The sequence below is a fragment of the Marivivens sp. LCG002 genome, from assembly GCF_030264275.1.
Lineage (GTDB): Bacteria > Pseudomonadota > Alphaproteobacteria > Rhodobacterales > Rhodobacteraceae > Marivivens.
In genome coordinates this window covers 1,993,375-2,019,051 of the sequence record NZ_CP127165.1, presented here as the reverse complement: position 1 = coordinate 2,019,051, position 25,677 = coordinate 1,993,375, and the positions used below count along the sequence as shown (strand labels likewise).

Sequence of the window (25,677 nt, the reverse complement as noted above, 5' to 3'; positions counted from 1 at the left end):
GGATCCATGAAGCAGTTTTACGCCCCGATTTTCGCTCTCGCCCTGTGCAGCGCCCCTGTTTTCGCTCAGGACACGACTGAGGATTCAGAAGGCTTCGATCTCATGGAAAAAGGTGTCCAGCTTTTTATGCAGGGCATTTTCAACGAGCTCGAGCCGACTATGAATGAGTTCCAGGAATTGGTTGAAGAGGCGGGGCCGCAACTGCGGGCGCTATTGCTTGAAATGGGTCCTTCACTGGTCGAAGCGCTCAACCAGATCGACGATTTTTCCTATTACGAGAAGCCACAAGTGCTCCCGAATGGTGATATCGTCATCCGTCGCGAAAAAGACGCGCCCGCCTATGTCCCGCCCGAGGGCGAAGCGCCCCCGACGGATATCGAGCTTTAATCTTTCAGGATGACAACGTCGGTCGAAGTTGCCGATAGCGCACTTGCCAAGGCGGCAAGGCGGCTTTGGGCGACCTCACCGAAGAGTGGCTCTGCGTGCGCGTTCAGAACGAGCTTGAGTTCGCGTTTCTTCGGTTTCCACTGAAGCGAGCCGAATTGTTCATCCGCGTTCAGCCAGATCATAGCGCCAAGCCGCATGGCCTTGCCCAAGACCTCTGCATCCCGAACTTCGTCGTCTGTCAGCATGCGAAACAGCGGCTCGAACCGTGATCCTTCCCGCTTGTTCGAATAGCGGTGAAGAAGTGAAAGTCCGAGGAAGACGCGTTCCGAATGCTTGAGTCCGCCAAGGTTCGCACGGGTCGCGTTGTCAAAGGCGATCTCGTCGCGATAGTCGGGGTGCGCGCGCCATGTCACGTCGTGCAAAAGACAGGCAGCTTTGATGATCCGCTGTTTTTGCCAATTGGCTTTTGGAAAGAGCGGCGTGACAAAGTCATAGAGAACCTTGCCGAAACCGGGGAGGCGCGCATCCTTGGCCTCGGCGAACCGACAGGCCTCGATCAATGGGTCACGATCCCGAAGCTCCTGTGGCATTTGCTCATAGAGCATGCCTTCGCGGATGCCATAGGACGAAATAGTGATGTCCTTGGGCTTGAACGTCTTGACGAGTTCGCGAAGAACAAGGATCGCAATCGGGACAAGCGCCATACGGTCGGATGAAATCCCGCAACGTCCGCGCAAGTCATCAAGATTTGCCGACGCGATATAATCGGCCGTCGTCGCGATGTTGCGGGCATTCATGCGGTATTCATGCAGAACGGTGAGAGGATAGCCGCGCCGCTCCATATCGACGCGTGCAATCGCCCGCCACGACCCGCCGACAAGGAAGAGCCGCATGCCCGTTTCCTTGTTCATCTTGGCGTGAAGATCACCGACGATGGTTTTGATATGGGCCTTGAGGTCTTTCTTGCTCTTGAAATTACGAAGCTTGAGCGGACCGAGGGGGGAGGTCACGCGTTCGCCGACTTTGCCGTCTGCGATATCGGCAAGTTCCATCGACGAGCCGCCGATGTCACAGACAAGACCATAGGAACCGGGCCAGCCGAGAAGCACACCTTGGGCCGACAGACGCGCTTCTTCGCGACCATCGATCACATAAAGCCGGATGCCCGTTTGTTCGAACACCTCGCGCCGAAACTCCTCGCCGTCCTCGGCTTCGCGCACGGCTGCGGTTGCGACAGCGGTCAGGGGCGAAATCCCCATACCATCCGCAAGGGCGGCAAAGCGTTTGATGGCATTGAGAGCGCGCACGCGTCCCGTCGGGTTGAGCCGGCCCGTTTCGCCAAGGCCTGCGCCCAGCGCACACATAATTTTTTCGTTGTAGAAATAAGCGGGTGAGCGTGCCGCACCGTCAAAGACAACGAGTCGAACCGAGTTCGATCCGACGTCAACAACGCCGACACGCGAAAGAGCTCGCGCTTGTGGGTCATCAAAGATCGGGCGCCCGAAGGGACCCCATTCGCTCAGCTCGGCTTCTGTAGAGTCGGTCATGAATTCTCCCATTCATCCCGACCTTTGGCCAAGCAGAGCTTCAGAGTCAATCTTCGGTGTGCGTGAGTTGCGGGACGTCACTCGCGCCTGCCGATCCGCGTCCCGACAACGAAGGGTTTTCCATAAAGAAGCGGTGACAACTAAAGGCAAAGTCACCGTCTTTGATCTCGGGGCGATAGAATTTGCCGTCTGCCGCCATCACCCAGCTTTGGGCAACATCCGCCATGTTCGCCGCCATGATCTGGCTTACGATCTGGGCTTGGACCGTGGGGTTCGTGATTTCGATAAGTGTCTCGACACGGCGATTGAGATTTCGGCTCATCCAGTCGGCAGAAGAAATGAACACACGCGCCTTTTTCGAAGGTAAGCCGTAACCATTGCCGAAGCAGACGATGCGGCTGTGTTCAAGAAATCGTCCGATGATGGATTTGACGCGGATATTTTCCGAAAGACCTTTGATGCCCGGACGCAAGCCGCAAATGCCGCGGACGACAAGGCTGATCTTTACGCCCGCCTGACTGGCTTCGTAGAGCGCGTCGATCACGTCTTTCTCGATCAGGCTGTTCATCTTGGCCCAAATCATCGCAGGGCGGCCATTGCGCGCGTGTTCGGCCTCGTTCGCGATCATCTTCAGCAAGGTCGGCTTGAGCGTCAGCGGCGAAATAGCAAGGTTTTCAAGCCCGTCTGGTTGGGCATAACCCGAAAGGAAATTGAAAACCTTGGTCGCGTCCCGTCCGAGCTTTGCATCGCAGGTAAAGAGGCTGAGATCGGTATAGATGCGGGCGGTAATCGGGTGATAGTTGCCCGTGCCGTAATGCGTGTAAGTGACGAGTTGGTCGCCTTCGCGCCTCACGACCGTGCTGATCTTGGCGTGGGTTTTATATTGGGTGAACCCGTAAACCACATGGGCGCCTGCGCGTTCCAGACGGCGGGACTGTCGGATATTTGCGGCTTCGTCGAAGCGAGCCTTGAGTTCGACAAGCGCGGTGACGGATTTCCCGTCTTCGGCAGCCTCGCAAAGCGCCTCGACGATGGGCGAGTTCTTGGAGGTCCGGTAAAGCGTCTGTTTGATCGCAACCACATCGGGGTCGGCAGCAGCTTGCTTGAGGAACCGCACCACCATGTCGAAGGTTTCATAAGGGTGATGGAGAAGCATGTCCTTCTGACGGATCGCCGAGAACATGTCGCCATCATGGTCCTGCACCCGTTCGGGAACACGCGGGCTGTAGGGCGGCCAAAGGAGGTCTGGGAAATCGTCGACGACAAGCTCGCTGAGGTCGGCGATGCCGATAAGCCCTTCGACTTCGACAACCTCGTCCTCGGTCACATGCAGTTCGCTCATGATAAGCTTTTTGAGCGCGCTCGGGGACCCGCAGGACATTTTCATGCGCACGACTTCACCGCGCCGCCGCCGTTTCAGTGCCACTTCGAATTCGCGGACGAGATCCTCGGCCTCTTCTTCGACTTCAAGATCGCTGTCGCGCAGCACGTTAAAGGCGCAGTGGCCTTTGATCTTGTAGCCGGGAAAGAGTTGCCCGATGTGAAGGAGAAGGAGCTCCTCCAAAGGCAAGAAGCGTAGGCCCGTTTCAGAAGGAAGGCGGATAAAACGGTCGATCTGGTGCGGGACGGGGAGCAGCGCACGAAGCGCAGGGCGCGTTGCGCTTTCAAGCGAGAGCGCCAGCGCAAATCCTTCGTTCGGAATGAACGGGAAGGGGTGCGCAGGGTCGACGGCAAGCGGCGAAAGCACGGGGAACACTTTGTTCAGAAAGAAATCTTCGAGATAGGGAAGATCGCTTTCGGCAAGATCGGCACGACCAAGGATCGACAGTCCACGTTCGGCCATCTCAACGCGCAAAGAGTCATACACCGTTTGCTGTCGCGCCATGAGGCGGCGGGCATCAAGGTCGATCAAGACAAGCTGTTCAGCAGGTGTCAGACCATCAAGCGCGGGTGTGGTATTTCCTGCACGCTTGAGTTCGCGAAGACCTGCTACCCGAACAGTGTAGAATTCATCAAGGTTGGTGGCCGAGATCGACAAAAAGCGCAGCCGCTCCAGAAGCGGGGTGCGCGGATTTTCAGCCTCTTCAAGCACACGCCAGTTGAACCCGAGCCAGCTCAGTTCCCGATTATAGAAACGGGACGGACCTGTCAGATCGGCATCAAGATCGACGGCTTCGGGGAATGGCGAATCTAGAAAGTTCGAGAGTGTCATGCTGGGCATATGCCGCCGAAATGAAAAGGTTTTGTGACTATCACCCAAGGGCGACGTCTTTGTCCAGCAACGTTCGAGCGAGCATGATGTTGAGCGGTTTACCTTGGGCCAATGCCTCGCGGTCGAGAAGGTCGACAATCTCGGCGGCGGCGGCAAAAGATCGCTCGATGCGCGTCGAAAGATACTCGATGAGTTGGGGCTTGGGTGCGATCTGCCGGTCCTGAAAAAGCTTCATCAAGATTGCGGACAAGAGGCGGTCGTCGGGATCGTCGATGCTCACCACCGAAGTGGCCTGCATACGGCTGGCAAGATCGGGGAGCGTGATGGTCCAAGCGCTGGGCGCTTTGACCGAGGTCATCAACAAGGGAACCCGACGCTGGCGCAGGTGATTGTGGAGATGGAAGAGCTCTTCTTCCTTGTCCGAGCCGAGCGTCTCCATATCTTCGATCACAAGCGCCGGTGCAGAGCGCAGCGCCTCTGTCACTTCGAGGTTTGCAGCCGAAATGATACTGGCATTGAAAAAGTGACGGAAAACACGCGCCAGATGGCTCTTCCCCGATGATTTAGGTCCGATAAGTGCAAGTTTACCTTCGGGCCAACTTTCGGGAGCCTTGAGCATGGCATAGGCCTGAACATTGGCTTCCGAGACGAAATAATCGTCAGGGCCGAGAGCAACACGCGTCGGCCAGTCAAAGTTCAGTTGTTCCGCCATTTACTCGTCGTTTCCGCTCAGACCCTTGTAAAGCCTGCCTTCCTTGTAGTGCGCAATTGCAAAGCGTGCAAACACACCCAGAACGGCGGCCACGGGCACTGCGACAAGCATCCCGACAAACCCGAACAGAGACCCGAAAACCGAGAGCGCAAAGATCAGCCAGACGGGATGAAGGCCGATGCTGCTTCCCACGAGTTTGGGCGTCAGAACGTTGCCTTCGAGGAACTGGCCCACGGCAAAGATGCCCGCGACAGCTGCGATCCATGTCCATTCCCCCCAGAACTGGAAGATCGCAAGGCCGATGGACAGAGCGCCGCCGACAATTGCACCGACATAGGGGATAAAGGTCAAAGCGCCTGCCACTGCACCCGCAACAAGTCCGAATTGAAGCCCGACCAGCATCAGGGCAATCGCATAAAAGGACCCGAGGATCAGACAGACCGTGCCTTGGCCGCGGATAAAGGAGGCGAGGGTCGCATCCACCTGTTTGGCCAATTGGCGCACAACGGGAGCGTGGTCGCGCGGCAAAAGCTCGTCTACGCGGGCGACCATGTTGTCCCAGTCGAGCAAGAGGTAAAAAGTCACGACAGGAACAACGATCAACAGGATGAGGATATTGAAAAGGCTCATGGCCGAGGTCAGCACGCTATTAAGAAGCTCGCCGCCCTTGGACTTGATCGTTTCGCCCGTTGCGGCAAGCTGCTGGCGGATCATGCTTTCCTGATCGATCAGCGAGGGAAAGCGCTCTGTGAGCCACTGTTGCAGGTTTTCGAAGAGCGCGGGCGCGGTGTTGATAAGCTGCCCCGTTTGCTGGACGAGAGTCGGAATGACCAAAAGCGCGAGGATCACAAAGAGCAAAATCGCCACGATGGTTATCGTCGCAACGGACATCGCACGGGTCAGGCCCAAGGCCTCCAGTCGGTCGGCGATAGGGTCGAGAAGATAGGCAATCGCTCCACCGAGGACAAAGGGCAGGATCACATCGCCCAGAAACCAGAGGCTGACCGAAAGCGCGGCAGCGGCAACAACCCAATAGCGGACTTGGTCTTTGATCGGCAGAGCCATGAATGAATTCCTCAAATCTTGGTGCATATTTCGGCGCAAGCCCGCCAGAGTTCAAGTCTAATTGGGCAGAACTGTTCGACTTGGCTTGCTTGCGCGCTCGGGCTTTCGTAAACCCCTTGCGATTAACTCCTAACCTTCGGGGACCGTTTCCATGCGCCTGAGCCGCTACTTCCTGCCCGTTCTGAAAGAAAACCCTGCCGAGGCGCAGATCGTTTCACACCGCTTGATGCTGCGGGCCGGTATGATCAAACAGCAAGCCGCAGGCATTTATTCATGGTTGCCGCTTGGTTTCAAAGTCCTGCGCAAGATCGAGAATATCGTGCATGACGAGCAAATCCGCGCGGGGCACATCCCGATGCAGATGCCGACGCTCCAGCCTGCCGATCTGTGGCGCGAGTCGGGGCGCTATGACGCCTACGGTCCCGAAATGCTCCGGATGCAGGACCGGCACGAGCGCGATATGCTGTTTTCCCCGACCGCCGAGGAAATGTTCACTGATGTGTTCCGTGCCCATGTGAACAGCTACAAGGACCTGCCGCTCACAATCTATCAGATCCAGTGGAAGTTCCGCGATGAAGTGCGTCCGCGTTTCGGCGTGATGCGCGGCCGCGAATTCTACATGAAGGACGGCTATAATTTCGATCTTACGAAAGAAGATGCGCTCCACGCCTATAACCGTCACCTTGTGAGCTACCTGCGCACCTATGAGCGCATGGGCCTTCAGGCGATCCCGATGCGTGCGGATTCCGGCCCCATCGGCGGCGACGATACGCATGAATTCCTCGTTCTCGCGGAAACAGGTGAATCCGAGGTCTTCTACGACAGCCAGATCACCGATCTGACCTTCGGCGATCGCGAGATCGACTATGACAACCGCGAGCAATGTCAGGCGGTTCTTGAGGAATTCACCTCGCGCTATGCCCGCACCGATGAAACCCACGACGAGGCGATCTTCAACCAGATCCCCGAAGAGCGTCGCCGCGTGGCGCGTGGGATCGAAGTGGGCCAGATCTTCTATTTCGGGACCAAATATTCCGAGCCGATGGGCGCAACCGTCGTCGACAACGAAGGCAACCGCGTTCCCGTCCACATGGGCTCGCACGGGATCGGTGTTTCGCGTCTGCTTGGCGCGATCATCGAAGCCAGCCACGACGAAAAGGGCATCATCTGGCCCGAAGGCGTCACGCCGTTCCACGTCGGTATCGTCAACCTCAAGCAGGGTGACGAAGCGGCCGATGGTGCTTGTGAAAGCCTCTACAACGAGCTGACCGCTCTCGGGTTCGAACCGCTTTATGACGATCGTAACGAGCGGGCAGGCGGCAAATTCGCGACCATGGATCTCATTGGTCTGCCTTGGCGGATCACGGTGGGGCCGCGCGGTCTTGCCAACGGTGTTGTCGAACTCACCTCGCGCCGCACGGGCGAGAGCGAGGAACTTTCGCCGGCGGCAGCCGTTGCAAAGATCAAAGAGATCTACGCCAAACATCCGCACCCCAAAGGTGCATGATCGAAGAAGCGGGGGCAGTGCTCCCGCTTTTTTGACCGCCCGCTCTATTTCGGAGAGGGGCGGGATATGGCAAAGGCAGGCGATAGTTTGAGGGCTGGGAATGTCATTTGAGAACCGGATAAAATCCACGCCGCCTTTTGCTGCTTTCGAATGGATGATCGCTTGGCGCTACATCAAGGCCAAGCGCGCCGAGGGCGGTGTGAGCGTGATGACCTGGATCAGCCTGATCGGGGTCACGCTTGCGGTCTTTGCGCTTGTTGCCACTCTTGCGATCCGATCCGGATTCCGCTCTGAATTCGTGGGCACGATCCTTGGCTCCAATGCGCATATCACCGTTTACCAATCGCTCGAGATCAATGAGACAGGTCAGACCTCTCGTGTGATTGCCGATTACGAAGCGATGGCCGAGGCCATTCGCGGCGTCCAAGGCGTCACACGCGCCGCGCCTTTGGTCCGCGGTCAAGTCATGGCCAACTTTGCCAACGCCAATGCAGGGGTCGAAGTCTATGGCATTGCGCCTGCCGATTTGTTGACGATCCCCGGCGTCGCCCAGCCCGAACAGTCCTGGGGCTCGATCGATGATTTTGCCGCAGGTGCTGCCATCGGGTCGGGTGTCGCGCGCGAGCTTGGAATTACCGTTGGCGATAAGATCAAGATCATTTCGCCGAACGGCACCCGCACCGCCTTTGGCACGTCACCGCGGGTGAGCGCTTATGACGTGACCTATATCTTTACGGCGGGACGCTGGGACGTGGACCGCACGCGCGTCTATATCCCCATCAATGAAGCGCAGATATTCTTCGACAAAGACGGTGTCGCAGACGAGATCGAAGTCATGGTCGACGATCCCGACGAGGTCGAGCGCTATGTCGCTCCTATTCTCGATGTTGCAGGCGAGCGTGCGCTTGGCTGGACATGGCGTGACAGCTCGGGCGCGTTCCTGCGGGCTTTGACGGTCGAGGACAATGTGATGTTCATCCTCCTCTCGATCCTCGTTCTGATCGCTTCGATGAATATTATTTCGGGGTTGATCATGCTCGTGAAGAACAAAGGGCGCGACGTGGGGATCTTGCGCACCATGGGCCTTACCGAAGGGTCGATCCTTCGGGTCTTCTTTATCTGTGGCGCGGGGATCGGCACGGTCGGCACGCTTATGGGCGTTCTGCTGGGCTGTCTGTTCGCTATCTACATCGATCCCATTTTCAGCTTTGTGAATTATCTCTCGGGGGGAGGGGTCTGGGATCCTTCGATCCGGAATATCTATCACCTTCCCGCTGAACTTCACCTTGTCGATATCTTCAAGGCGACGGCGTTGTCGCTCTCGCTTTCGTGGGTTGTGACCTATTTTCCAGCGCGCCGCGCCGCCCGCATGAACCCTGTGGAGGCACTGCGCTATGAATGATGCCGTTCTGACGCTCCAAGGGGTCTGCAAGTCCTACAATCGCGGGAAACCCAATGAAGTGAACGTCCTTCGCGGCGTTGATCTTTCGGTCAAGCGCGGCGAAGTGGTCGCCCTTGTCGCGCCTTCTGGTGCGGGCAAGTCGACCCTTCTTCACATTGCGGGGCTCCTCGATACACCTGATCAGGGCACCGTCGAAATGGCTGGGCAGGACTTGAGCGGTGCAGGGGACCGCCAGCGCACCGCGCTGCGTCGGACCGATATCGGTTTCGTCTATCAGTTCCACCATTTGCTGCCCGAGTTCTCGGCGCTTGAAAATATCGTGCTGCCCCAGTTGGCGAACGGTGTATCCCGATCCGATGCACAAGCGCATGCGCTTGCTCTGCTCGATCGGGTCGGCATCAAGGAACGGGCGTCCCACAGGCCCGCGGCCTTATCGGGCGGCGAGCAGCAGCGCGTGGCTTTCTGCCGTGCTCTTGCGAACAAGCCGCGCCTTCTTTTGGCCGATGAACCCACTGGAAACCTCGATCCTGCGACCTCGGACCGCGTCTTTGCCGCCTTGATGGAGCTGGTGCGCGAAACGGGGCTTTCTGCGCTTATCGCGACGCATAACCTTGACCTTGCTGCGCGTATGGATCGTCAGCTCCGGCTTGACGCAGGGCGATTGACGCCGCTCTAGGCAAAGCATTGCAATGGCGCAAACTTCCCCGTGACAACGGCGCTCCAAAGCGGGATTATGGGGAAAACAGCTTCTAGGAGAGCAGAAATGAAGCGTCTTGTAGTATTGGGCGTTCTCGCCCTCGCGGCCTGCACCGAAGAGAGAGTCGCGGATGGTGCCAAAATCTATGCCGATCAATGCGCAGCTTGCCACGGTGCGACAGGGCTTGGAGACGGGCCGATGGCCGACGGGCTTGATCGCAAGCCGTCCGATCTCACCACGATTGCAGCCCGCAACGGCGGGGTCTTCGACCGTGATGCCGTCATGAGCCAGATCGACGGCATGCACCGTTCCAGCGACAGCGCGATGCCTGAATTCGGAGCCACCGACCTTGGAGATATCATTATGGTTGGCCGCACGCCTGTTCCCGCCGAACTCTATGCTTTGGCCAATTATCTGGAGAGCATCCAAGGGTGATCCAAGCCTCCTGCGCCTTCGGAATTCGAGGGCGCACCCATTTCCCTGATTCTCTGATAAATTCCATCGACCCGAGGGGTTTGATGTGATTTGATCAAAACTTTTAGCCGAGGCTGTTTTTTGGTCGGCCTCCACCTTGCGCTCCTGACCTCTATTTTTGTTATTTAAAATCAGTATCTTGATAGAAGTCCGTCAGGCTGTTTCCGGTGATGTTATGCGAAATCCTGCATCTAAAGTTTTCGATTGAAGGCTTTCGATAAAGGTATACCATTTCACAAGGAAGAGGAGATGCGGCGCTATCGAGGAGTGCTGCGGGGAGGATTTCATGAGCATTGCTGCGGAGAGCAACAAGGGTTCCGTGCTGATCGAAGCACAGGGGATCGACAAAGCTTTTCCGGGCGTCAAGGCTCTGAGCCAAGCCCAGATCAAAGTGCATGCCGGAGAAGTTGTCGCTCTGATGGGCGAGAACGGCGCAGGTAAATCGACCCTGATGAAAATTTTGACGGGCGTTTATCAACCCGATGCCGGCACCGTCAGTGTGGGCGGAAAGCCTGTGACACTTCCGGACCCGCGCACGGCCCAAGCTCTTGGGATCGGGATCATTCACCAAGAGCTGTTCTTGATGAACGATCTGACCGCTGCGCAAAATATCTATATCGGCCGCGAACCTCGCAAGGCCTTTGGGATGTTTGTCGACGAAGACCGGATGAATGCCGATGCCGCCAAGATTTTCGCGCGGATGAAGGTCGACATCGACCCCAAAGTCGAAGTCGGTAAACTCACTGTTGCACGACAGCAGTTGGTCGAAATTGCAAAGGCGCTGTCCTACAATTCCAAAATCCTGATCATGGACGAGCCGACGTCTGCTTTGAACGAGGCAGAAGTTGCCCATCTTTTCGCGATCATCGACGATCTCAAGGCCCAAGGGGTCGGGATCGTCTACATCACGCACAAGATGGACGAGGTGAAGCGCATTGCCGATCACATCGTCATCATGCGTGACGGGCAGTATATCGACACGCTTCCTGCCGCTACGACCACCATCGGCGAAGTCATTTCAGCGATGGTCGGACGCGACCTGATCGACACCAGCCGTGCCCATGGTCAAGGGTCGGACGAGGTCGCTCTCAAGGTAACGAACCTCAACGCAGGGCGCGCTGTTCAGAATGTGAACTTTACCCTGAACAAGGGCGAAATCCTTGGGTTTGCGGGGTTGATGGGGGCAGGGCGGACCGAGGTTGCGCGCGCGATCTTTGGCGCAGATCCTGTCGACAGCGGTCGGATCGAGGTCCATGGCAAAGCCGTCAATATCAAGAGCCCGCGTGATGCAGTGCAGCTCGGCATCGCTTACCTGAGTGAAGACCGCAAACACTTCGGCCTTGTGACCGGCATGTCGGTGCGTGACAACATCACCATGCCAAGCTGGGAGCGGTTTACCTCCAATGGTGTCTTCATGCGCGATGCCGATCTCGGCAGTATCGCCAAGGAATATGTCCAAAAGCTCAAGGTCAAAACGCCGACCGTCGAACAGGAAACGCGACTTCTATCGGGCGGCAACCAGCAAAAGGTCGTTATTGCAAAGTGGCTCCTGCGGGATTGCGACATCCTCATTTTCGATGAGCCGACCCGCGGTATCGACATCGGTGCCAAGGCCGAGATCTACAAGCTGCTTCAAGGGCTTGCAGACGAAGGTAAGGCCATCATCGTCATCTCATCCGAGCTTCCCGAGGTGCTCAAGCTTTCGCATCGCATCATTGTGATGTGCGAAGGCCGGATCACGGGCGAGCTTGAGGGCAAGACCGCGACGCAAGAAGCGATCATGACCCTCGCAACGCAGCGCGTAGAAGCAGCAGAGTAAACAGGACACATCCAATGACCGATACCACACAAGAAGCTCCGACCAACAAAGTCATCACGAGCTCCTTCCTCCAAAAGGCGGTGGCCTTTGTTGTGCTCATCATTCTGCTTGGGTTCTTTAGCATCTTTGCACCGAACTTTGCGGCTTGGAGCAATATGGTGAACATCATGCAGGCCACCGCTGTGAACGGTGTGCTTGGTGTGGCCGTGACTTTTGTGATCATTTCGGGCGGCATCGACCTTTCGGTCGGCACCATGATGACGCTGACAGCGGTGATTTCGGGGCTGATCCTGACCAATCTGGGGATGCCGCTTCCTGTCGGGATCGCGGGCGCGATTGCCTTCGGCGGGTTCATGGGATCTCTGTCGGGCGTGGCCGTTGCCAAGCTCAAGATCCCGCCCTTTATCGCGACCCTTGGTATGATGCAGATCGCGCGCGGTCTTGCTCTGGTGTTTTCGGGTGCAAAGCCGATCTACTTCAACAGCACGCCGAACTATGGGCTGTTGTCCCCCGAGAGCTCGATCTCTTTGTTGATCCCGGGTCTCGAGATGCCGAACTCGGTATTCATCATGTTTGGAGTTGCGATCATCGCCTCTATCGTGCTGAACCGCTCGATCCTTGGCCGCTATATCTTTGCTCTGGGGAGCAACGAAGAAGCCGCGCGTCTTTCGGGTGTTGTCGTCGATAAGTGGAAGATCATCACCTACGGGATCAGCGGTATGATCTGCGGTGTTGCGGGTCTTCTCGTGTCGTCCCGCCTCAACTCGGCGCAGCCCGCGCTTGGCCTTGGCTACGAGCTTGACGCTATCGCAGCCGTTGTGATCGGCGGCACCTCGCTTGCGGGTGGTCGCGGCACGGTCATGGGCACCATCATCGGCGCATTCATCATGAGCGTTCTGACCAACGGTCTGCGGGTGATGGGCGTTCAGGAAGAATGGAAGATCGTTGTAACGGGCCTGATCATCATCGTGGCCGTCTACATCGACATCGTGCTGCGCAAGCAGTCGTAAGAATTACTCTGGGAGGAGTATGAGAGGCAAAAGCTAGGCAAAACCAACACCCTAACAAGAGCCTTATTGAGTATGAGTTTCATCTAAATCAGGGAGTATCCAGATGAAAAAGACCCTTCTCGTTGCCGCACTCGGCGCGACCACCGCGTTCTCTGCACCTGCTTTCGCAGAAGACGTGTATTTCCCGATCATTGCAAAGGGCTTCAGCCACCAGTTCTGGCAGGCTGTGAAGCTCGGCGCTGAGAACGCTGCTGCTGCCAACGGCGTGACCATCACCTTCGAAGGTCCGAACACCGAAGCAGAAATCGACAAGCAGACCGACATTCTCAACGCGGCCATCGCCAAGAAGCCCCAGGGCCTCGGCTTTGCTGCTCTCGACAGCCAGGCACAGGTTCCCGCGCTGAAGAAAGCTGCTGACGCAGGCATCCCGATCGTTGCATTCGACTCGGGCGTTGACTCGGATCTTCCGCTCACCACCTGCACCACCGATAACCTTGCTGCTGCTGCCGGCGCTGCCAAGGGCCTTGCCGAAGCCATCGGCGGTGAAGGCGAAGTGGCTGCCGTGATCCACGACCAGACCTCGGCAACGGGTATCGGTCGTCGTGACGGCTTCCTCAACGAGATCGCTGCAAACTATCCCAACATCACCATCGTTGACGTTCAGTATGCAAACGACGCTCTGAAGGCTGCCGACACCATCAAGACGATTATGCAGGCACACCCGAACCTCAAGGGTATCTTTGCTTCGAACGAAGGCGCAGCCATCGGTCTTGCTGTTGCGATCAAGGAAACCGGCGCCCAGATCGCTGGCGTAGGCTTTGACTCGGGCAAGACCCAGAAGGACGCAATCCTTGACGGCTCGCTCATCGGTTCGATCACCCAGAACCCCGTCGGCATCGGCGAGTGCGTGGTTGACTCGCTTGCCAAGGCGATCAAGGGCGAAACCCTTCCGACCGTGATCGACACCGGTTTCTACTGGTATGATGCGTCGAACATGAACGATGCGAACATCGCAGCGGTTCTTTACGACTAATCTTGGCCTTTCCTCCTCCGCCCTTGTGGCGGGGGAGGACCCTCTTTGGCAATACCGCCAGAGCTTTAGAATTCAGGACATTACCGATGCTTAAAGGGATCGACCCATTGCTTGGGCCGGAGTTACTTGCTGTTTTACGTGCGATGGGTCATGGCGACGAAATCGCCATAGTGGATGGCAACTATCCTGCTTTGACCGACGCAAAACGTCTTGTGAGAGCAGATGGTCACGGGGTTGTGCCCGTCCTTCGCGCGGTATTGTCCGTTCTTCCGATTGATGAAGCCGTGCCGGAAGCGATCTTTCGCGCTGTGAACGCAAAGACACCGGACAAGCCCGACGCGGTTCACTCCGAGATCGAGGCTGTGGTTGCCGAGCTGGAGCCTGCCCACTCTGTCGTGCCCGTGGCGCCCGCCGAGTTTTATGCCCGCGTCAAGGCGGCCCATGCCATCATCGCGACGAGCGAGCCTCGTTTTTATGCCAATGTGATCCTGCGCAAGGGCGTTGTCGGTTATTGACCGACCCGTCCGAGCATCTCGTCGATGTGCTTTGGCCCGACCGGTCTTATGCCTGTCGGGTTTAATGCTTTTATCCCGTAATAGCCTCGGGTGATGTGGTCCATATTGACGGTGGCAGAGATGCCCTCGAGACCCAAGATGCGTTCCATATAGACGCTAAGCCGAGGGTAATCGGCAATCTGGTGGCGATTGCATTTGAAGAGACCGTGATAGGCCGCATCAAAGCGGATCAGGGTCACAAAGGTGCGAATATCCGTTTCGGTGAGGCTGTCCCCAAAGAGGTAATCCCCCGTCAAACGTTCTTCGAGCCTGTCCAGCATCTTGAACACGCCGTCCACCGCCTCGTTATAGGCCTCCTGCGAGGTGGCGAAACCCGCTTTATAGACCCCGTTGTTGAAGCTGTCGTAAATCTCGGCATTCAAGGCGTCGATCTGCTCTGCGAGCGCTTGGGGATAGAGACGGAACGTCGAGGGGGCGAGATGCTCGAAGGCTGTGTCGAGCATGCGCAGAATATCTGCGCTCTCGTTGTTCACCAGAACGTTCTGCGTCTTGTCCCATAGAACGGGAACCGTCGCGCGGCCCGTGAATGTCGCATCTGCTCGGGTGTAGATTTCGTGCAGATACTTCGCGCCGAAGAGCGCGTCTTGGCCGGCCCCCTCGTAGCCGCCGAATTCCCAGCCTTGCGGGCCCAAAGCGGGGTTTACAACAGTGACCGAGATGATTTCCTCAAGCCCCTTGAGCTTGAGCGCCATCAGAGTGCGCGAGGCCCAAGGGCAGATGTAAGCGACATAAAGGTGGTAGCGTCCCGCTTCGGCTTTGAAGCCGTCGCGCCCTGTCGGTCCTGCGCTTCCGTCAGGGGTGATCCAATTGCGAAAGCTTGAAACCTGACGCACAAAGCGTCCTTTTTCATCCGCCTTCTGGACGGGCTGCCAGTCCTCGGTCCATTTGCCGTCTACGAGCATCGCCGTCTCCTATCGGGCGTGAAATACGAAAGACCGCATCGAGATGGAGCCCATATCGATTGTGTCGGTCATAAAGGTGAGATCGTCTCGGTCGTCCGACGCCCCTGCGATTGTGAGGGTGGGCATATAGTGATCCAGCGAAGGGTGCGCCATTTGAAGAAGAGAGCCGAGTCCCTTGCGGTCGGCGAGCGCGCCGAAGTCGCGGTCGGTAAGCCGATTTTCAAAGATCGCATCAAACTCAAGCGCCCAGTCATGAGGCTTGGCCTTTGGGCTCCATTGCAAAGCGCGAAGGTTGTGCACCACATTGCCCGACCCAAGGATCAGGACGCCGCGGTCTCGAAGTTCGGACAGGGTGCGTCCAATTTCGATCTGGTGCTCAAGGCCTCGGCCCATATCGATAGAGACCTGAAACACAGGCACGTCGGCATCGGGATAGAGAAACTTGAGGATCGTCCAAGCCCCGTGATCAAGCCCCCAAGTGTCGTCTTCAGCCGAGTGATGGCTGGCCAAAAGGGTTACGACCTCTCGTGCGAGAGCGGGGTCGCCTGACGCGGGATATTGCTGCGCGAAGAGCGCATCGGGAAAGCCGTAAAAGTCGTGGATCGTCTTGGGCATTGCAGAGACGTCGACCAAGGTCGTGCCGCGCGTCATCCAATGTGCCGAAACGACAAGGATCGCCTTTGGACGGGGAAGGCTTTGACCGAGCTTGCTCCAAGCGCGGCTATAGGCGGTGTCCTCGATGGCGTTCATCGGGCTGCCATGTCCGAGAAAGACAATCGGCATGCGGTCAGAAGGCGCAAGAAGGGACTTCAGGTCATCAAGGGTGCGTGTCTTGAGCATGTCGGCGGCCTTTCATGGCAAATCTCGGAGGGGCGCATCACTTGGACTATGCATGATGCGCCCGCGATTCAAAGTCGAAGGTGGTTTAGGCGAACTGGCCCAAACGGCGCTCGATTGCGGGAATGCGAAGCGCAAAGGCGCCCGCACCGAAGAGCGCGATAGCGATCTGGGCGACGGCCCAGAACAGCGGGAATTCCCAACCGCCGCCTTCACCCGAGAAGAGCCAGCCATTGCCCGCATGAACCCAAGTCGCGCCAAACAGCACTGGGATCAAGGCAAGCGAGACGAGGCGGACGGCAACGCCCGCGATCAGGGCAAGACCACCGATCAGTTCAGCGGCGATGGTCAAATAGGCGAGAAAGCCAGGAAGGCCGAGACTTTCGAAAAAGCCGACGGTGCCCGCAATCGTGAAAACGTTCACTTTAAGAAGGCCATGCGCAAGGAAAAGCGCGCCGCTGGTCACACGAAGCAGGGTTGCACCATAGGCGGTGGTATCGTTGGTGGTCATTTACTGTCTCCAAAAGGAATTGCGCCGCCCATCGGGCCTGCGCCTGTTTGCTGTGACCTGAACCTAGGGACTATGATTACCACGTGAAATGGTGTTATCGTTGAATGACTTTCCTCAAATCATTCCTAATGGGGCCAAATGGACATCGTCGACGAGCTCAAGGCATTTGTGGCCACCGCCAAAACGGGGTCCTTTACGGCTGCGGCGGATCAACTCGGGGTCTCGAATAGACTGACATCCAAATATGTGGCCGAGCTTGAAGCGCGGTTGGGGGTGCGTCTGTTTCAACGGACAACGCGCAAGGTGGGCCTCACTCCTTCGGGAGAGGATCTGCTGGCCCGCGCACCAGCCTTGCTCGAGGATTTGGACGAGCTTTTGGCGCAAGTCTCCGAGCGGTCGCGCGGATTTACGGGCGGCATCCGTATTTCCGCGCCCGTCACTTTCGGCGAAACCTATGTCAGCGGGATGCTTGCGCGCTTTGCCGAAGCCAATCCCGCTTTGACCTTTGACCTCAGGTTGCAGGACGAATTCGTTGATCTGGCAAGTGACGGCATCGACGTTGCCTTTCGGATCGGACGGACGGATATGCTCTCGATCAAGTCTCGCAAGCTGAGCGAAATGCTCTCGGTGCTTGTCGCTGGTCCGAAATATCTTGAACGGCACGGCGTCCCTTGTTCGCCCGAAGATCTGGCGCAGCACGCCTGTATCCTCGACACCAACCGCAGAGCGCCACGGCGGTGGGGGTTCAGGCGCGACGAGCGGGACTTCATCGTCGAAGTGCAGGGTAGGTTTCAGGTAAACTCCGCGCGCGCAGCAGTCGAGCTTGCTGCCAACGGTTTCGGCATTGCATATGTGCCGAGCTTTGCAATCGAGGATAGGGTGAGCAAAGGCGCGGTGGTGCCTTTGCTGCAAGACTATGTCAGCGAAGCCGTTCAAGTGAGCGCGGTCTACCTCGAAGGGCGAACGCTTCCACGAAAGATCAGGGCGCTGATCGACTTTGCTGCGCAGGATATCAAGACCTTGGGTCCTAGACTTTGATGACCTCGATGCGCAACGCGGGCGCTCCGCCTGCAATCTCGAGCAGTCGGTCGATATTGGGATGTGCGCCGGGGCGGTTCTTTGCGTCTTCGGTATGCTCGGCGAAAACCTCTAGCCCGTGCATGGCAGCTTTGGCGTCGAGCGCGCCGAATTCGGCGAGAAGATACTGATAGACTGCAAGCGAGCCTTGTTTTCCGGGTTGGTTGTCGATGCTCGCAACGACCGCGCCGCTTTCATCGATCAAATCCAGCCGAACCACACCCTCGATCGACGGCAAAAGTGAAAGGTTGTCTTTGAAAGAAGAGGTGGCAGTGATCATCTTGGCGGCCTTTGTAGAATGTTACGCGACAAACGCGATGGGTGTGCTTGGACGGTTTTGATAGCACCGTGCTCCGGCGAGATATAGGGCTCAAAACTTTTCACTTGGCGCGGAATGTCGTTCGCTTTTTGTAAACCAGTTCGCGAATTCAATTGCCCAGATGTTGGCCGAGCCGTCTAAAGGTGCCCCTTCAATCGGTTTGGAGCTGGGGGTTGATCTCGCCGGTGGACTGGTTGAGGCTAAACCAAAGAGAGGCAGGCCGAGCTTGGCCTAGAGCGAAGTCATACCATTGCACGTTGACTGAAAACATTAGACCTATGGCTGGGTCATATTCCGCAGTGAGGCTGGAGAAATCCATCCCTGCAAACCCCGCGCTCTCGAGCCCGAGAAGGCGGCATTGCCGTCCGCCCCAGTCCTGTTCGGGTGGAGACAACACCATAAGCCAAGCCCAGCCGACAGCGGGTTCGATCGTGTCGAGCAAAGCGAGCCGAACATTCCCGTTTGCAAAACTGCGCGTATGCGCCTCCCATGGCTCGGGCAGGTTCTGCGCGCTGCTTTGCCAGTCACATTCGGAAAGGGTCACCGTTTGAGCTAAAAGAGGCGTGCCGTTGGCGACAAGGGCGGAGCCGAGAACGGCTCGAAGCAAGTGTTTCCTTATTTTCATCTCCCTGCCCTTTCTCAATGAATGTTGTGACCATAGCTTGGCAATTTAGCGCAATTTGCGGATTGCTTGTCGATCCTAGAGCCGCCGTCGCTGCTATTTGCGCGTGATACGAACTGAAAACACGATAGGCCGCATGTTGGGCGCAGGAGCCGTATCTTGCAAGCCTTTGCACATCTTCTTCGGCAGGTCATGTCGAAGGAGAGCAAGATGGTTCAATGGTCAGAGGCGAGCGCCACGCAGCTTCACGCGGAGCCGTTTATCCGCGCGATAATCGAAGAGGCGCGGGGGGCAAGAGGCATCGCACTGCCGGAGCAGGGGATCCACTCGCGCTGCCTTTACTCGGATTTTCGGGCCTATGTGCAGACCAATTTCGAGGGGGTGAGCTTTGCGCTCGCGGGGGCTGATAATCCAAACCTGCAGGCCCTCGTTCTCTCGCTCGAGACCCCGTCGATCCTCGAAAGCCGCACACTGCATACGGGCCGACGTGCATTAAGTCGGCAAGCGGCGAAGGCCATCGCGGTGCTCGATCTGCGCCTCGTGTTTGTGCATCAGAGGATTGCCGAGGTGCCGCTGGAGAGGGAAGGTCGGGTGGCGCAGGACCTTAGGATTGTGGTCGGTTTCGATGAGGGCTGTGATCCGAGGGCTTTGATCGAAGAGGTGGCTCAGGCGCTCGCCCCGCTCGGGTTCAAGGTGCAACTCGTCGACGGGTTCTGCGGGCTTCGTGAAGCGGCCTTCGTCCCCCACGAGATGGTGCATCTGATCGGTTGGAGAAAGGACGCGATCACGGATTTCGACGAGGCGACCGAAGGTGCAAAACTGGTGAAGTCGAGCGCCTCGCTCATTGCCCAGCGAAAGCAGCACGCGCAGGAAAAGGTGCGGCCGGTCCTTGTGAACGACCTGAAGCGCAGGGCGATGCAGCTTGTGAGCCTGCGCGAGTATCAGCGGCGGGCACAGTCGGAAGAGGCGGTCGATATTGCGACGGAGACAGAGACGCCGCGCGCTTCGGTAGAGGAAGTAGAGCCTGATCGCTCGGACCTAAAGCATTGGTCAGGCCGCGCTCGGAACGCCGCGCTGAAGCTAGTTTCCGAAAGGGCGGCACAAGCAGAATATGCGAAGTTGAGGCACACCGTTTTGTCCAGTCTGGCAGGGGAAACGCCCTTCGGTTTCGAGGTCACGAGCAGGGGGCCGCCTTTCCGTTCCTAAATCCCACCTGTCCAAATCATTCCATTTTGTGACATGCCCTTGCGCGTTACCCGAGAAGACTCCGGCGTTGTTTTGTGCCCTGAGGTCTCGGGGCCTCTCGGCATGTCTGTCAAATCCGCGTCCCTCCTGCGAAGGCTCTTCTCAGGAGCTTTTGGTGTGCGTGCCCGATACGCCTAATCCGTTTGGCTTTCTGCCCAGGAAAGCCAGTGGGGAAGGGGGCTTGCCCCTATCATTTCCACCCCAACGGCCCATTCGGATTGCCGAGAAGGGAGTGCCCTAAAAAGTAGAAGTAACGTTGAGGTCGCCCGCAAAATCCTCATTTCAAGTCAGCTTTTGCATCTTCATGAGCGGACCTGCGCACATGCTTTCAGCTCTCTGAAGATAAAGCCGCAAAAGAAAGAGCCTGTAGCGACCGACTAACAGCCTATCCCGAAACCCTTCACACATTCGCAAAGTTTGCGACCCACCTCCTGATCGTGCTCGATCGAAAGGGAGGAGAGATGAACATAAGTGAATACAGCAGTGCGGGCGAAACCTATCGTGCTCGCCTTCGGGTTAAAGGCGATTTCAGGCCAACGGACGAGGGGATTGAAAGAGAACCCGAAGAGGTCCTTGAAGTCCTCGAAGAGCCTCATGAGAGCGCAAGCAAAGCGCCAAATGCTGCGGCTATCATCACCACATGGCAGGCCACAAACGAGGCCCTTGTCCAAGCGCACCTTGATCTCGAAGCCCCGATCCCACGGGCCGAGGCCATCGCGGCTTGCATCTTTCTTACACTTTGCGTATATTGTAAACGTATTTACAATATAGAAAGATATTTGATGGACATCTCGCACTCTATCCGCGTCGCTACTCCGAAAGATCAAGTCTTTACACTATACGCCGACGTGGCCTCTTGGCCGACATGGGATAGCGAATTGGTCGATGCCTACCTACCCGCCTTCGTGCAGGGGGCGAGCGGGTGGTTGAAGCCGCGTCAGGGCCCGAAGGCAAAAATCAAGTTGGTCGCGATCGAACAAGATGCTTCATTTATCGTCGAAAGCGCGTTGCCCCTATGCCGCGTGCGCTTCGGGCATGCATTGACCGAGGAAGATGGCCAAACCCGCGTTACCCATTGGGTGAGCTTTTCCGGTGCGCTGGCCCCGCTGTTCAGGAGCTTGATCGCAAGGGGCATTGCGCGCGGCCTTCCTGACACGCTTGAAGGACTGAAGCACGCCTGCGAGGCCAAGGCTCAAGTCGCATGAGTGATGATAAACCAGATTGGGAGCGGATTTCCGCGTTTTCCGAGCCGAAACTTAGCCCCGGATTCACCTTGTGGCGTGACTTTATGCGCTGGCAACGCGAGTTGAATGCGCGTTTGCGGCCACTTGACCTCACCCAACCGCAATTCGCTGTTCTGGCTGTGTGCGCATGGCTTTCCCGAGAGGGTAAAAAGGTGACCCAACAAGAGATGGTCGATTTTCTCGGGATGGATCGGATGCATATCTCTCAGATAGCGACCAGGCTTGAACGGAGCGAATTGATCGAGAGAAGAATGGCTTCAACGGATCTCCGCGCAAAACATGTGCAGGTGACGGAAAAGGGGCGGACGCTTTTGGAAAAGGCAATGCCGATCGTGGAAGAGTTTGACCGAGCATTCTTTTCGTAACTCTGTATGATATCGAGAGCTCGCTCGCGGCGCTGACGTTGATTTTTCCCATTAGCTAAAATACTGAAGTTCACATGATGTTTATGTCTGTCTTCTTTCCTCGATTCTGAGCGAACCTCGTCGCATGCGCTTAGGCGCCTTTTGAATCGTAACGGCGTCGCTGGGCGACAGCCGCTAAGGAGGACGTGAAATGTCCAATTCCCAAGAAATCGGCCTGACCCCGCATCAGGTCGAAACTTTTATCAATGACGGCTTTGTCAGGGTCGAGGATGCCTTCAGCCGCACCCTTGCTCAAGATTGCAGAAACGAGTTGTGGGCCGATATGCGGCTCTCCCCTGACCGCCCCGAGACCTGGACCGAACCGGTCGTTCGCGTCGGTTGGAAGTCAACTCCATCTTTCGTGGCTGCAGCGAATACGCCGCGCTTGCATGCGGCCTATGATGCTCTTGTCGGTGACGGCCGATGGCTGGCCCCTCAGGGGCTCGGGACTTTCCCGATCCGCTTTCCGTCGCGCAAGAGCGCGGAAGATGACGGCTGGCATATAGACGTAAGCTTCGGGACCGAGAATCCTGACTTCATGGAATGGCGGGCGAACGTCATAAGCAGTGGAAGGTCTCTGCTGATGCTTTTCCTGCTCTCGGATGTCGGACCTGAGGATGCCCCAACGCTGCTACGCAAGGGGTCGCACGCCACCATTGCCCGTGAACTTTTACCCTATGGCAAGGCCGGTGCCACACTCAGGCAGCTCTCGGCCGATGGCTTTGCTTCCACAGAAAAATGCGAGATAGCTCTCGCGACCGGAGCGGCGGGGACGGTTTACCTGTGCCACCCCTTTCTGGTTCATGCAGCGCAACCGCATCGTGGGACCGCGCCGCGCTTCATGGCGCAGCCGCCCTTGGTGCCAAGCATGGAATTTGATCCAACGCTTGCACCTTCTCCTGTCCAGATCGCCATCCGGCAGGCCTGCGGGTTGACCACCTAAGGGCACGGTTCCGGAGCCACCAGTCGGTTCCGGAGCCTTGATGCCAATCTCGTAGTAGGGCTGGAAGCCGCTGTTTAGGCTCAAAGTCGAGCCTTCAATCAGCAGACGGCCACGCCTGCCGACACCATCTGCTTTTCAGCGATGTCTGTCGGCGCGGCAGCAAGGCTTCCTGCCTTCACGACTGCGACGTCATAGCCTCGGTTGCTGGCAGCAAGCGCCGTCTTTAATACACAGTAATTCGTGTCCAGTCCGACGATACGAAGCTTGCCGATGTCGAGGCGCTTTAAAAGTGTATCGAGTTCGCCCGTTTCGAAAGCATCCTGCACGCGCTTGACAAGCACATGGTCGGGCAGGGACCTGAAAGCCTCAGCGATTTCGGTGCCTTCGCTACCCTCGAGCGCTTGCCCTTTCATAGCCAGTTTTGCCACGACCTTGGTCGACGGGATCGACCATTCCTGACGCACGGCAATGATGGGATCGCCTTGCGCGCGCGCGGCTTCTGCTTCGGCAAGAATGGCGGCTTCGGCGGCGTCTCGTGCGGACTTCGGGTAGGGGCCGCGATCCCAGAAGACGGACTGGAGATCAATCAGCAGAAGTGCAGCCCCGGCTCGGTCGGGTATCTTTTCTCCGACACTGACCGCGCCTATGCGCCTGATGCCGTTGCCGAGCCAGAGGATGAGGAGCAAGACAGCAGCCCCCGTAATAATGCCGAATGTCATTCATTCTCTCCTGCTTGGGCTTTCAATCGGTTCGCCACCGCGAGCACGACCTCAAGCGCGGTGGAAATGTCTTCGCTGCTCAAATTCGCACCGATCTTGTGCATGAGCTTCATTTCGTTCGAAATTATCTCTTTGATCAGGGTGCGACCGTGATCGGTCAACGCCAGGGTCGGAGAGCGTTTGTGGCGGGGGTTCGGGCGTTGCTCGATCAGGCCCGAGGCCAGCGTCTCGTTGCACATGATTTGGACGTATTGCCGTTGGATTTCGAGCCTCGCCGCAATCTCCGGAACGGTCTGCTCTCCGTATTTTTCGAGCATCTCCAGCACGGCGCGCATGCGGACAGTCAGGTTGGTTCCGACCAACCCCGCTTCGACACAGGCTTCTGCAGCCTGCATCAAGGGACGTGACATCCAAATCAGTTGGTGTAATTGCTCTGCTTTCATAATGACACTATACATGTCAAATTGACAAGTGCAATGTCATTATTGATGGGGCTGACATCTGCATTGTCGCAGATGTCTTCACTGAGAGGATTCACAGTGTGACTCTGCCGCGTTAAGCCGCTCAGTGTGAGCAAGCCTACCTCTCCCCGCCACTGCACGACAAACTTGAAATCCTATGACACAGCGCTGAAGCGTTGCAGCTCTCTGCTGGTCTGCCCAGATAAAGATATGGTGTAGCCCGCGCCGAAGGCAGGGCACAATGGAAGACCGCGATGCGGCGATCTGGTTTTGCTTGATTGTGAACGTGCTCTTTGGCTTGCCGCTTCCGCAGACAATAGGAATGGTGTTCAGTATTTTGAGTAGTGCGGGGCTGGATTGGCCCATTCCAGATTTTTCCACCCTGAGCCGCAGACAAAAGACCATCACCGTCGAGATTTCTAGCCGCTTGGGGGCGGGTCCCCTCAACTTGTTGGTGGACCGCACAGCGATGAAGTTCCTTGGGAATGGAGAGTGGCTCGCGGCAAGCATGTGACCCACCGCAGACGCCAATACCGCAAGGTCCATCTTGCGATGGCCACAAGCTCCCGCGGCATCTAGGCGGTGGAACTCACGTCAGGCCGAGAGCGCGACAGTCCTGTATTGCCGGACCTCCCAGACCAGATCCCACCAGATCCGGAGATCGGCACCGTGATCCTTCCGATCGAGAAGTGCTGGTCGGGCTAGCACGTCCGAAATCGCTGTGAGGCCAAGATTTACGGCCTCGAAATCTTCGGAGAGAGGATCGCATCACGAGACCCCAACCGCCAGTCCGCCGATATCCATATCCATATTGCCCTCATGAACCGCTTCAATGCGCTCGGCCAAGCCAAGATCGAACGCGTGGCATAAGGTAACGGAGAAAAGGGGAAGCTAGTCTATCAGCCGACTTCTGCAACAAAGGCACTCCGATGCCTTCGGCCTCGTAGGACTTGATGAGCTGTTGCAGACGTCGAATGCCGACATGCCGAAAGGTCGGGAAGTGGGTTTCAAAATGCTCGATGGTTTCTTTCCAACTCAGGGAATTCTTGCGGCATGCGACGGTTGCGAGGACGAGTTGTTTTGTTTCACTGAGATGCAGCCGAACCGTTTCGGAAGTCGAATTGTGAATAAGGGGTTTCTCACCTTGTGCCCAAGCCAGCTTCCCGCACGCTTCGAGAAGACGAAGCTCGGAGGGGTTGATAGAGAGAATGGCGTCGTCATCGCCCTCGGCATAAAGGACATCGCCCTTCATTCCCGTAATTCTGAAATGCGCCCCATTTCGTTCAAATGTCGCGCCTGAAAATTTGACAAATTGCGGGTTCATAGCGGGATCAGCTCCAAATAGTCGTTTTGATTGTTTGAGGCGCAGACGGTGCTCGTTTGGGTCAATCGTGCAGTGCGAAGGTCACACCGAAGGTGTCCTGCGGCTACGAGAGCCAGCAGGGCGGATGCCTCCGCCTGTGAAACCTGAGCAAGGTCGCGCAGGGAAATGGGCTCACGTGCAAAGTGAAGGATAGCCGCTCGGTCGGAGCTAGGCTCGCTCCCAAGATAGCTCTTGAGGAACTTTGCATTGTAGACGGCTGCACCGTGCAAAAGCTCGTCGGTCACGATCCTGATCGTATGTCCGAGCGCACTCAGCATGGCGGGGAGGGTGGAGGCATCACCGGAACGCAACAGAAGCCCGCTGTGCCTGACCTCGATGATGACCTTGCTTCGATCTCGCAAGGTGAGCTCGAAGTCGGGCGTGTAGAGCCGCCTCTGCCGTGGAGCATCTTCGATGCGCGGCTGGGCGGGTTCATCGTTTGCCGCCTCGCGGTTCGGGTAAACCCGTCCCGACACCGGCCCGAGAGTAAAGGGTTGGCTGCGGATGCCCACGATGCGCGGATCAAGCTCAGCGAGTGCGACCAAACTAGCCTCGAGCATGCTTTCACATGCGATGGCCCCGTTGAACTT

27 protein-coding genes and 1 pseudogene are annotated in these 25,677 nt (G+C 57.3%); 15 read left to right on the top strand and 13 right to left on the bottom strand.

Annotated features, from left to right (window positions below; translation table 11 throughout):
• Positions 1 to 6 precede the first annotated feature (6 nt).
• Positions 7 to 387, top strand: a complete 381-nt coding sequence (locus tag QQG91_RS09990; RefSeq protein WP_285770081.1) for a hypothetical protein — start codon at positions 7 to 9, stop codon at positions 385 to 387.
• Here QQG91_RS09990 and QQG91_RS09985 read toward each other — a convergent pair.
• Genes QQG91_RS09985 through QQG91_RS09970 form a run of 4 tightly spaced genes read right to left on the bottom strand, consistent with a single transcriptional unit; the run spans position 384 to position 5,923 of the window.
• Positions 384 to 1,934: a Ppx/GppA family phosphatase gene (locus QQG91_RS09985; RefSeq protein WP_285770080.1), complete on the bottom strand. Its 1,551-nt coding sequence runs from the start codon at positions 1,932 to 1,934 to the stop codon at positions 384 to 386. The genes QQG91_RS09990 and QQG91_RS09985 overlap by 4 nt on opposite strands.
• Positions 1,935 to 1,980: 46 nt before the next feature.
• Entirely contained in the window at positions 1,981 to 4,146 is a 2,166-nt protein-coding gene (locus QQG91_RS09980; protein ID WP_285770079.1) for an RNA degradosome polyphosphate kinase, read from the bottom strand.
• 40 nt (positions 4,147 to 4,186) lie between these two features.
• Positions 4,187 to 4,858 (bottom strand): P-loop NTPase family protein, encoded by a 672-nt coding sequence (locus tag QQG91_RS09975; RefSeq protein WP_285770078.1) that lies wholly within the window; start codon positions 4,856 to 4,858, stop codon positions 4,187 to 4,189.
• The gene (locus QQG91_RS09970) at positions 4,859 to 5,923 is read right to left on the bottom strand and encodes an AI-2E family transporter (protein WP_285770077.1); all 1,065 of its coding nucleotides are present in this window, start codon (positions 5,921 to 5,923) and stop codon (positions 4,859 to 4,861) included. It abuts the gene before it with no gap.
• A gap of 151 nt (positions 5,924 to 6,074) precedes the next feature.
• On the opposite strand from QQG91_RS09970, the gene proS reads away from it, so the two are divergent.
• From proS to QQG91_RS09930, 8 genes are all read left to right on the top strand, one after another.
• Positions 6,075 to 7,430, top strand: a complete 1,356-nt coding sequence (gene proS, locus QQG91_RS09965; RefSeq protein ID WP_285770076.1) for a proline--tRNA ligase — start codon at positions 6,075 to 6,077, stop codon at positions 7,428 to 7,430.
• A gap of 100 nt (positions 7,431 to 7,530) precedes the next feature.
• A complete protein-coding gene (locus QQG91_RS09960) occupies positions 7,531 to 8,832 on the top strand; it encodes an ABC transporter permease (protein ID WP_285770075.1) in 1,302 nt (433 codons plus the stop codon).
• Positions 8,825 to 9,508, top strand: a complete 684-nt coding sequence (locus QQG91_RS09955) for an ABC transporter ATP-binding protein (protein ID WP_285770074.1) — start codon at positions 8,825 to 8,827, stop codon at positions 9,506 to 9,508. Before QQG91_RS09960 ends, QQG91_RS09955 begins: the two co-directional genes overlap by 8 nt.
• 87 nt (positions 9,509 to 9,595) lie before the next feature.
• Positions 9,596 to 9,964 carry a c-type cytochrome gene (locus tag QQG91_RS09950; RefSeq protein ID WP_285770073.1) on the top strand — a complete coding sequence of 123 codons (369 nt, stop codon included), beginning with the start codon at positions 9,596 to 9,598 and terminating at the stop codon, positions 9,962 to 9,964.
• Positions 9,965 to 10,289: 325 nt separating this feature from the next.
• Positions 10,290 to 11,822 (top strand): sugar ABC transporter ATP-binding protein, encoded by a 1,533-nt coding sequence (locus tag QQG91_RS09945; protein WP_285770072.1) that lies wholly within the window; start codon positions 10,290 to 10,292, stop codon positions 11,820 to 11,822.
• Positions 11,823 to 11,836: 14 nt separating this feature from the next.
• Positions 11,837 to 12,832, top strand: a complete 996-nt coding sequence (locus tag QQG91_RS09940) for an ABC transporter permease (RefSeq protein WP_285770071.1) — start codon at positions 11,837 to 11,839, stop codon at positions 12,830 to 12,832.
• A gap of 103 nt (positions 12,833 to 12,935) precedes the next feature.
• Positions 12,936 to 13,865: an ABC transporter substrate-binding protein gene (locus QQG91_RS09935; RefSeq protein ID WP_285770070.1), complete on the top strand. Its 930-nt coding sequence runs from the start codon at positions 12,936 to 12,938 to the stop codon at positions 13,863 to 13,865.
• Positions 13,866 to 13,951: 86 nt separating this feature from the next.
• Positions 13,952 to 14,380, top strand: coding sequence for an RbsD/FucU family protein (locus QQG91_RS09930; RefSeq protein WP_285770069.1), 429 nt, complete (start codon positions 13,952 to 13,954; stop codon positions 14,378 to 14,380).
• Here the strand turns inward: QQG91_RS09930 and QQG91_RS09925 are convergent.
• From QQG91_RS09925 to QQG91_RS09915, 3 genes are all read right to left on the bottom strand, one after another.
• The gene (locus QQG91_RS09925) at positions 14,374 to 15,342 is read right to left on the bottom strand and encodes a glutathione S-transferase family protein (protein WP_285770068.1); all 969 of its coding nucleotides are present in this window, start codon (positions 15,340 to 15,342) and stop codon (positions 14,374 to 14,376) included. The genes QQG91_RS09930 and QQG91_RS09925 overlap by 7 nt on opposite strands.
• A 9-nt stretch (positions 15,343 to 15,351) precedes the next feature.
• On the bottom strand, positions 15,352 to 16,182 hold the full coding sequence (gene ygiD, locus QQG91_RS09920; RefSeq protein ID WP_285770067.1) for a 4,5-DOPA-extradiol-dioxygenase: 831 nt from the start codon (positions 16,180 to 16,182) through the stop codon (positions 15,352 to 15,354).
• Between the two features lie 85 nt (positions 16,183 to 16,267).
• Complete coding sequence (locus QQG91_RS09915) at positions 16,268 to 16,690, bottom strand: DoxX family protein (RefSeq protein ID WP_285770066.1); 423 nt, start codon at positions 16,688 to 16,690, stop codon at positions 16,268 to 16,270.
• A 138-nt stretch (positions 16,691 to 16,828) separates the two neighbouring features.
• On the opposite strand from QQG91_RS09915, the gene QQG91_RS09910 reads away from it, so the two are divergent.
• The gene (locus tag QQG91_RS09910) at positions 16,829 to 17,728 is read left to right on the top strand and encodes a LysR family transcriptional regulator (RefSeq protein ID WP_285770065.1); all 900 of its coding nucleotides are present in this window, start codon (positions 16,829 to 16,831) and stop codon (positions 17,726 to 17,728) included.
• Here the strand turns inward: QQG91_RS09910 and QQG91_RS09905 are convergent.
• Both QQG91_RS09905 and QQG91_RS09900 read right to left on the bottom strand, forming a co-directional pair.
• A complete protein-coding gene (locus tag QQG91_RS09905) occupies positions 17,718 to 18,047 on the bottom strand; it encodes a DUF2322 family protein (RefSeq protein ID WP_285770064.1) in 330 nt (109 codons plus the stop codon). The genes QQG91_RS09910 and QQG91_RS09905 overlap by 11 nt on opposite strands.
• 190 nt (positions 18,048 to 18,237) lie before the next feature.
• Positions 18,238 to 18,711 (bottom strand): hypothetical protein, encoded by a 474-nt coding sequence (locus tag QQG91_RS09900; RefSeq protein WP_285770063.1) that lies wholly within the window; start codon positions 18,709 to 18,711, stop codon positions 18,238 to 18,240.
• Between the two features lie 207 nt (positions 18,712 to 18,918).
• On the opposite strand from QQG91_RS09900, the gene QQG91_RS09895 reads away from it, so the two are divergent.
• From QQG91_RS09895 to QQG91_RS09880, 4 genes are all read left to right on the top strand, one after another.
• Positions 18,919 to 19,914, top strand: a complete 996-nt coding sequence (locus QQG91_RS09895) for a hypothetical protein (RefSeq protein WP_285770062.1) — start codon at positions 18,919 to 18,921, stop codon at positions 19,912 to 19,914.
• 821 nt (positions 19,915 to 20,735) lie between these two features.
• The gene (locus tag QQG91_RS09890) at positions 20,736 to 21,158 is read left to right on the top strand and encodes an SRPBCC family protein (RefSeq protein WP_285770061.1); all 423 of its coding nucleotides are present in this window, start codon (positions 20,736 to 20,738) and stop codon (positions 21,156 to 21,158) included.
• Positions 21,155 to 21,562: a MarR family winged helix-turn-helix transcriptional regulator gene (locus tag QQG91_RS09885; protein ID WP_285770060.1), complete on the top strand. Its 408-nt coding sequence runs from the start codon at positions 21,155 to 21,157 to the stop codon at positions 21,560 to 21,562. The genes QQG91_RS09890 and QQG91_RS09885 overlap by 4 nt, the downstream gene beginning before the upstream one ends.
• A 190-nt stretch (positions 21,563 to 21,752) precedes the next feature.
• Positions 21,753 to 22,544, top strand: coding sequence for a phytanoyl-CoA dioxygenase family protein (locus QQG91_RS09880; protein WP_285770059.1), 792 nt, complete (start codon positions 21,753 to 21,755; stop codon positions 22,542 to 22,544).
• Positions 22,545 to 22,642: 98 nt separating this feature from the next.
• On the opposite strand, the gene QQG91_RS09875 is transcribed toward QQG91_RS09880, so the two are convergent.
• On the bottom strand, positions 22,643 to 23,263 hold the full coding sequence (locus QQG91_RS09875; protein WP_285770058.1) for a cysteine hydrolase family protein: 621 nt from the start codon (positions 23,261 to 23,263) through the stop codon (positions 22,643 to 22,645).
• Positions 23,260 to 23,673 carry a MarR family winged helix-turn-helix transcriptional regulator gene (locus QQG91_RS09870; protein WP_285770057.1) on the bottom strand — a complete coding sequence of 138 codons (414 nt, stop codon included), beginning with the start codon at positions 23,671 to 23,673 and terminating at the stop codon, positions 23,260 to 23,262. Before QQG91_RS09870 ends, QQG91_RS09875 begins: the two co-directional genes overlap by 4 nt.
• A 159-nt stretch (positions 23,674 to 23,832) precedes the next feature.
• On the opposite strand from QQG91_RS09870, the pseudogene QQG91_RS09865 reads away from it, so the two are divergent.
• Positions 23,833 to 24,594: pseudogene (locus QQG91_RS09865) on the top strand (transposase).
• Here QQG91_RS09865 and QQG91_RS09860 read toward each other — a convergent pair.
• Positions 24,554 to 25,048 (bottom strand): hypothetical protein, encoded by a 495-nt coding sequence (locus tag QQG91_RS09860; protein ID WP_285770056.1) that lies wholly within the window; start codon positions 25,046 to 25,048, stop codon positions 24,554 to 24,556. The pseudogene QQG91_RS09865 and the gene QQG91_RS09860 sit on opposite strands and share 41 nt — an antisense overlap.
• Positions 25,045 to 25,647 (bottom strand): hypothetical protein, encoded by a 603-nt coding sequence (locus QQG91_RS09855; RefSeq protein ID WP_285770055.1) that lies wholly within the window; start codon positions 25,645 to 25,647, stop codon positions 25,045 to 25,047. The genes QQG91_RS09860 and QQG91_RS09855 overlap by 4 nt, the downstream gene beginning before the upstream one ends.
• Positions 25,648 to 25,677: the final 30 nt, after the last annotated feature.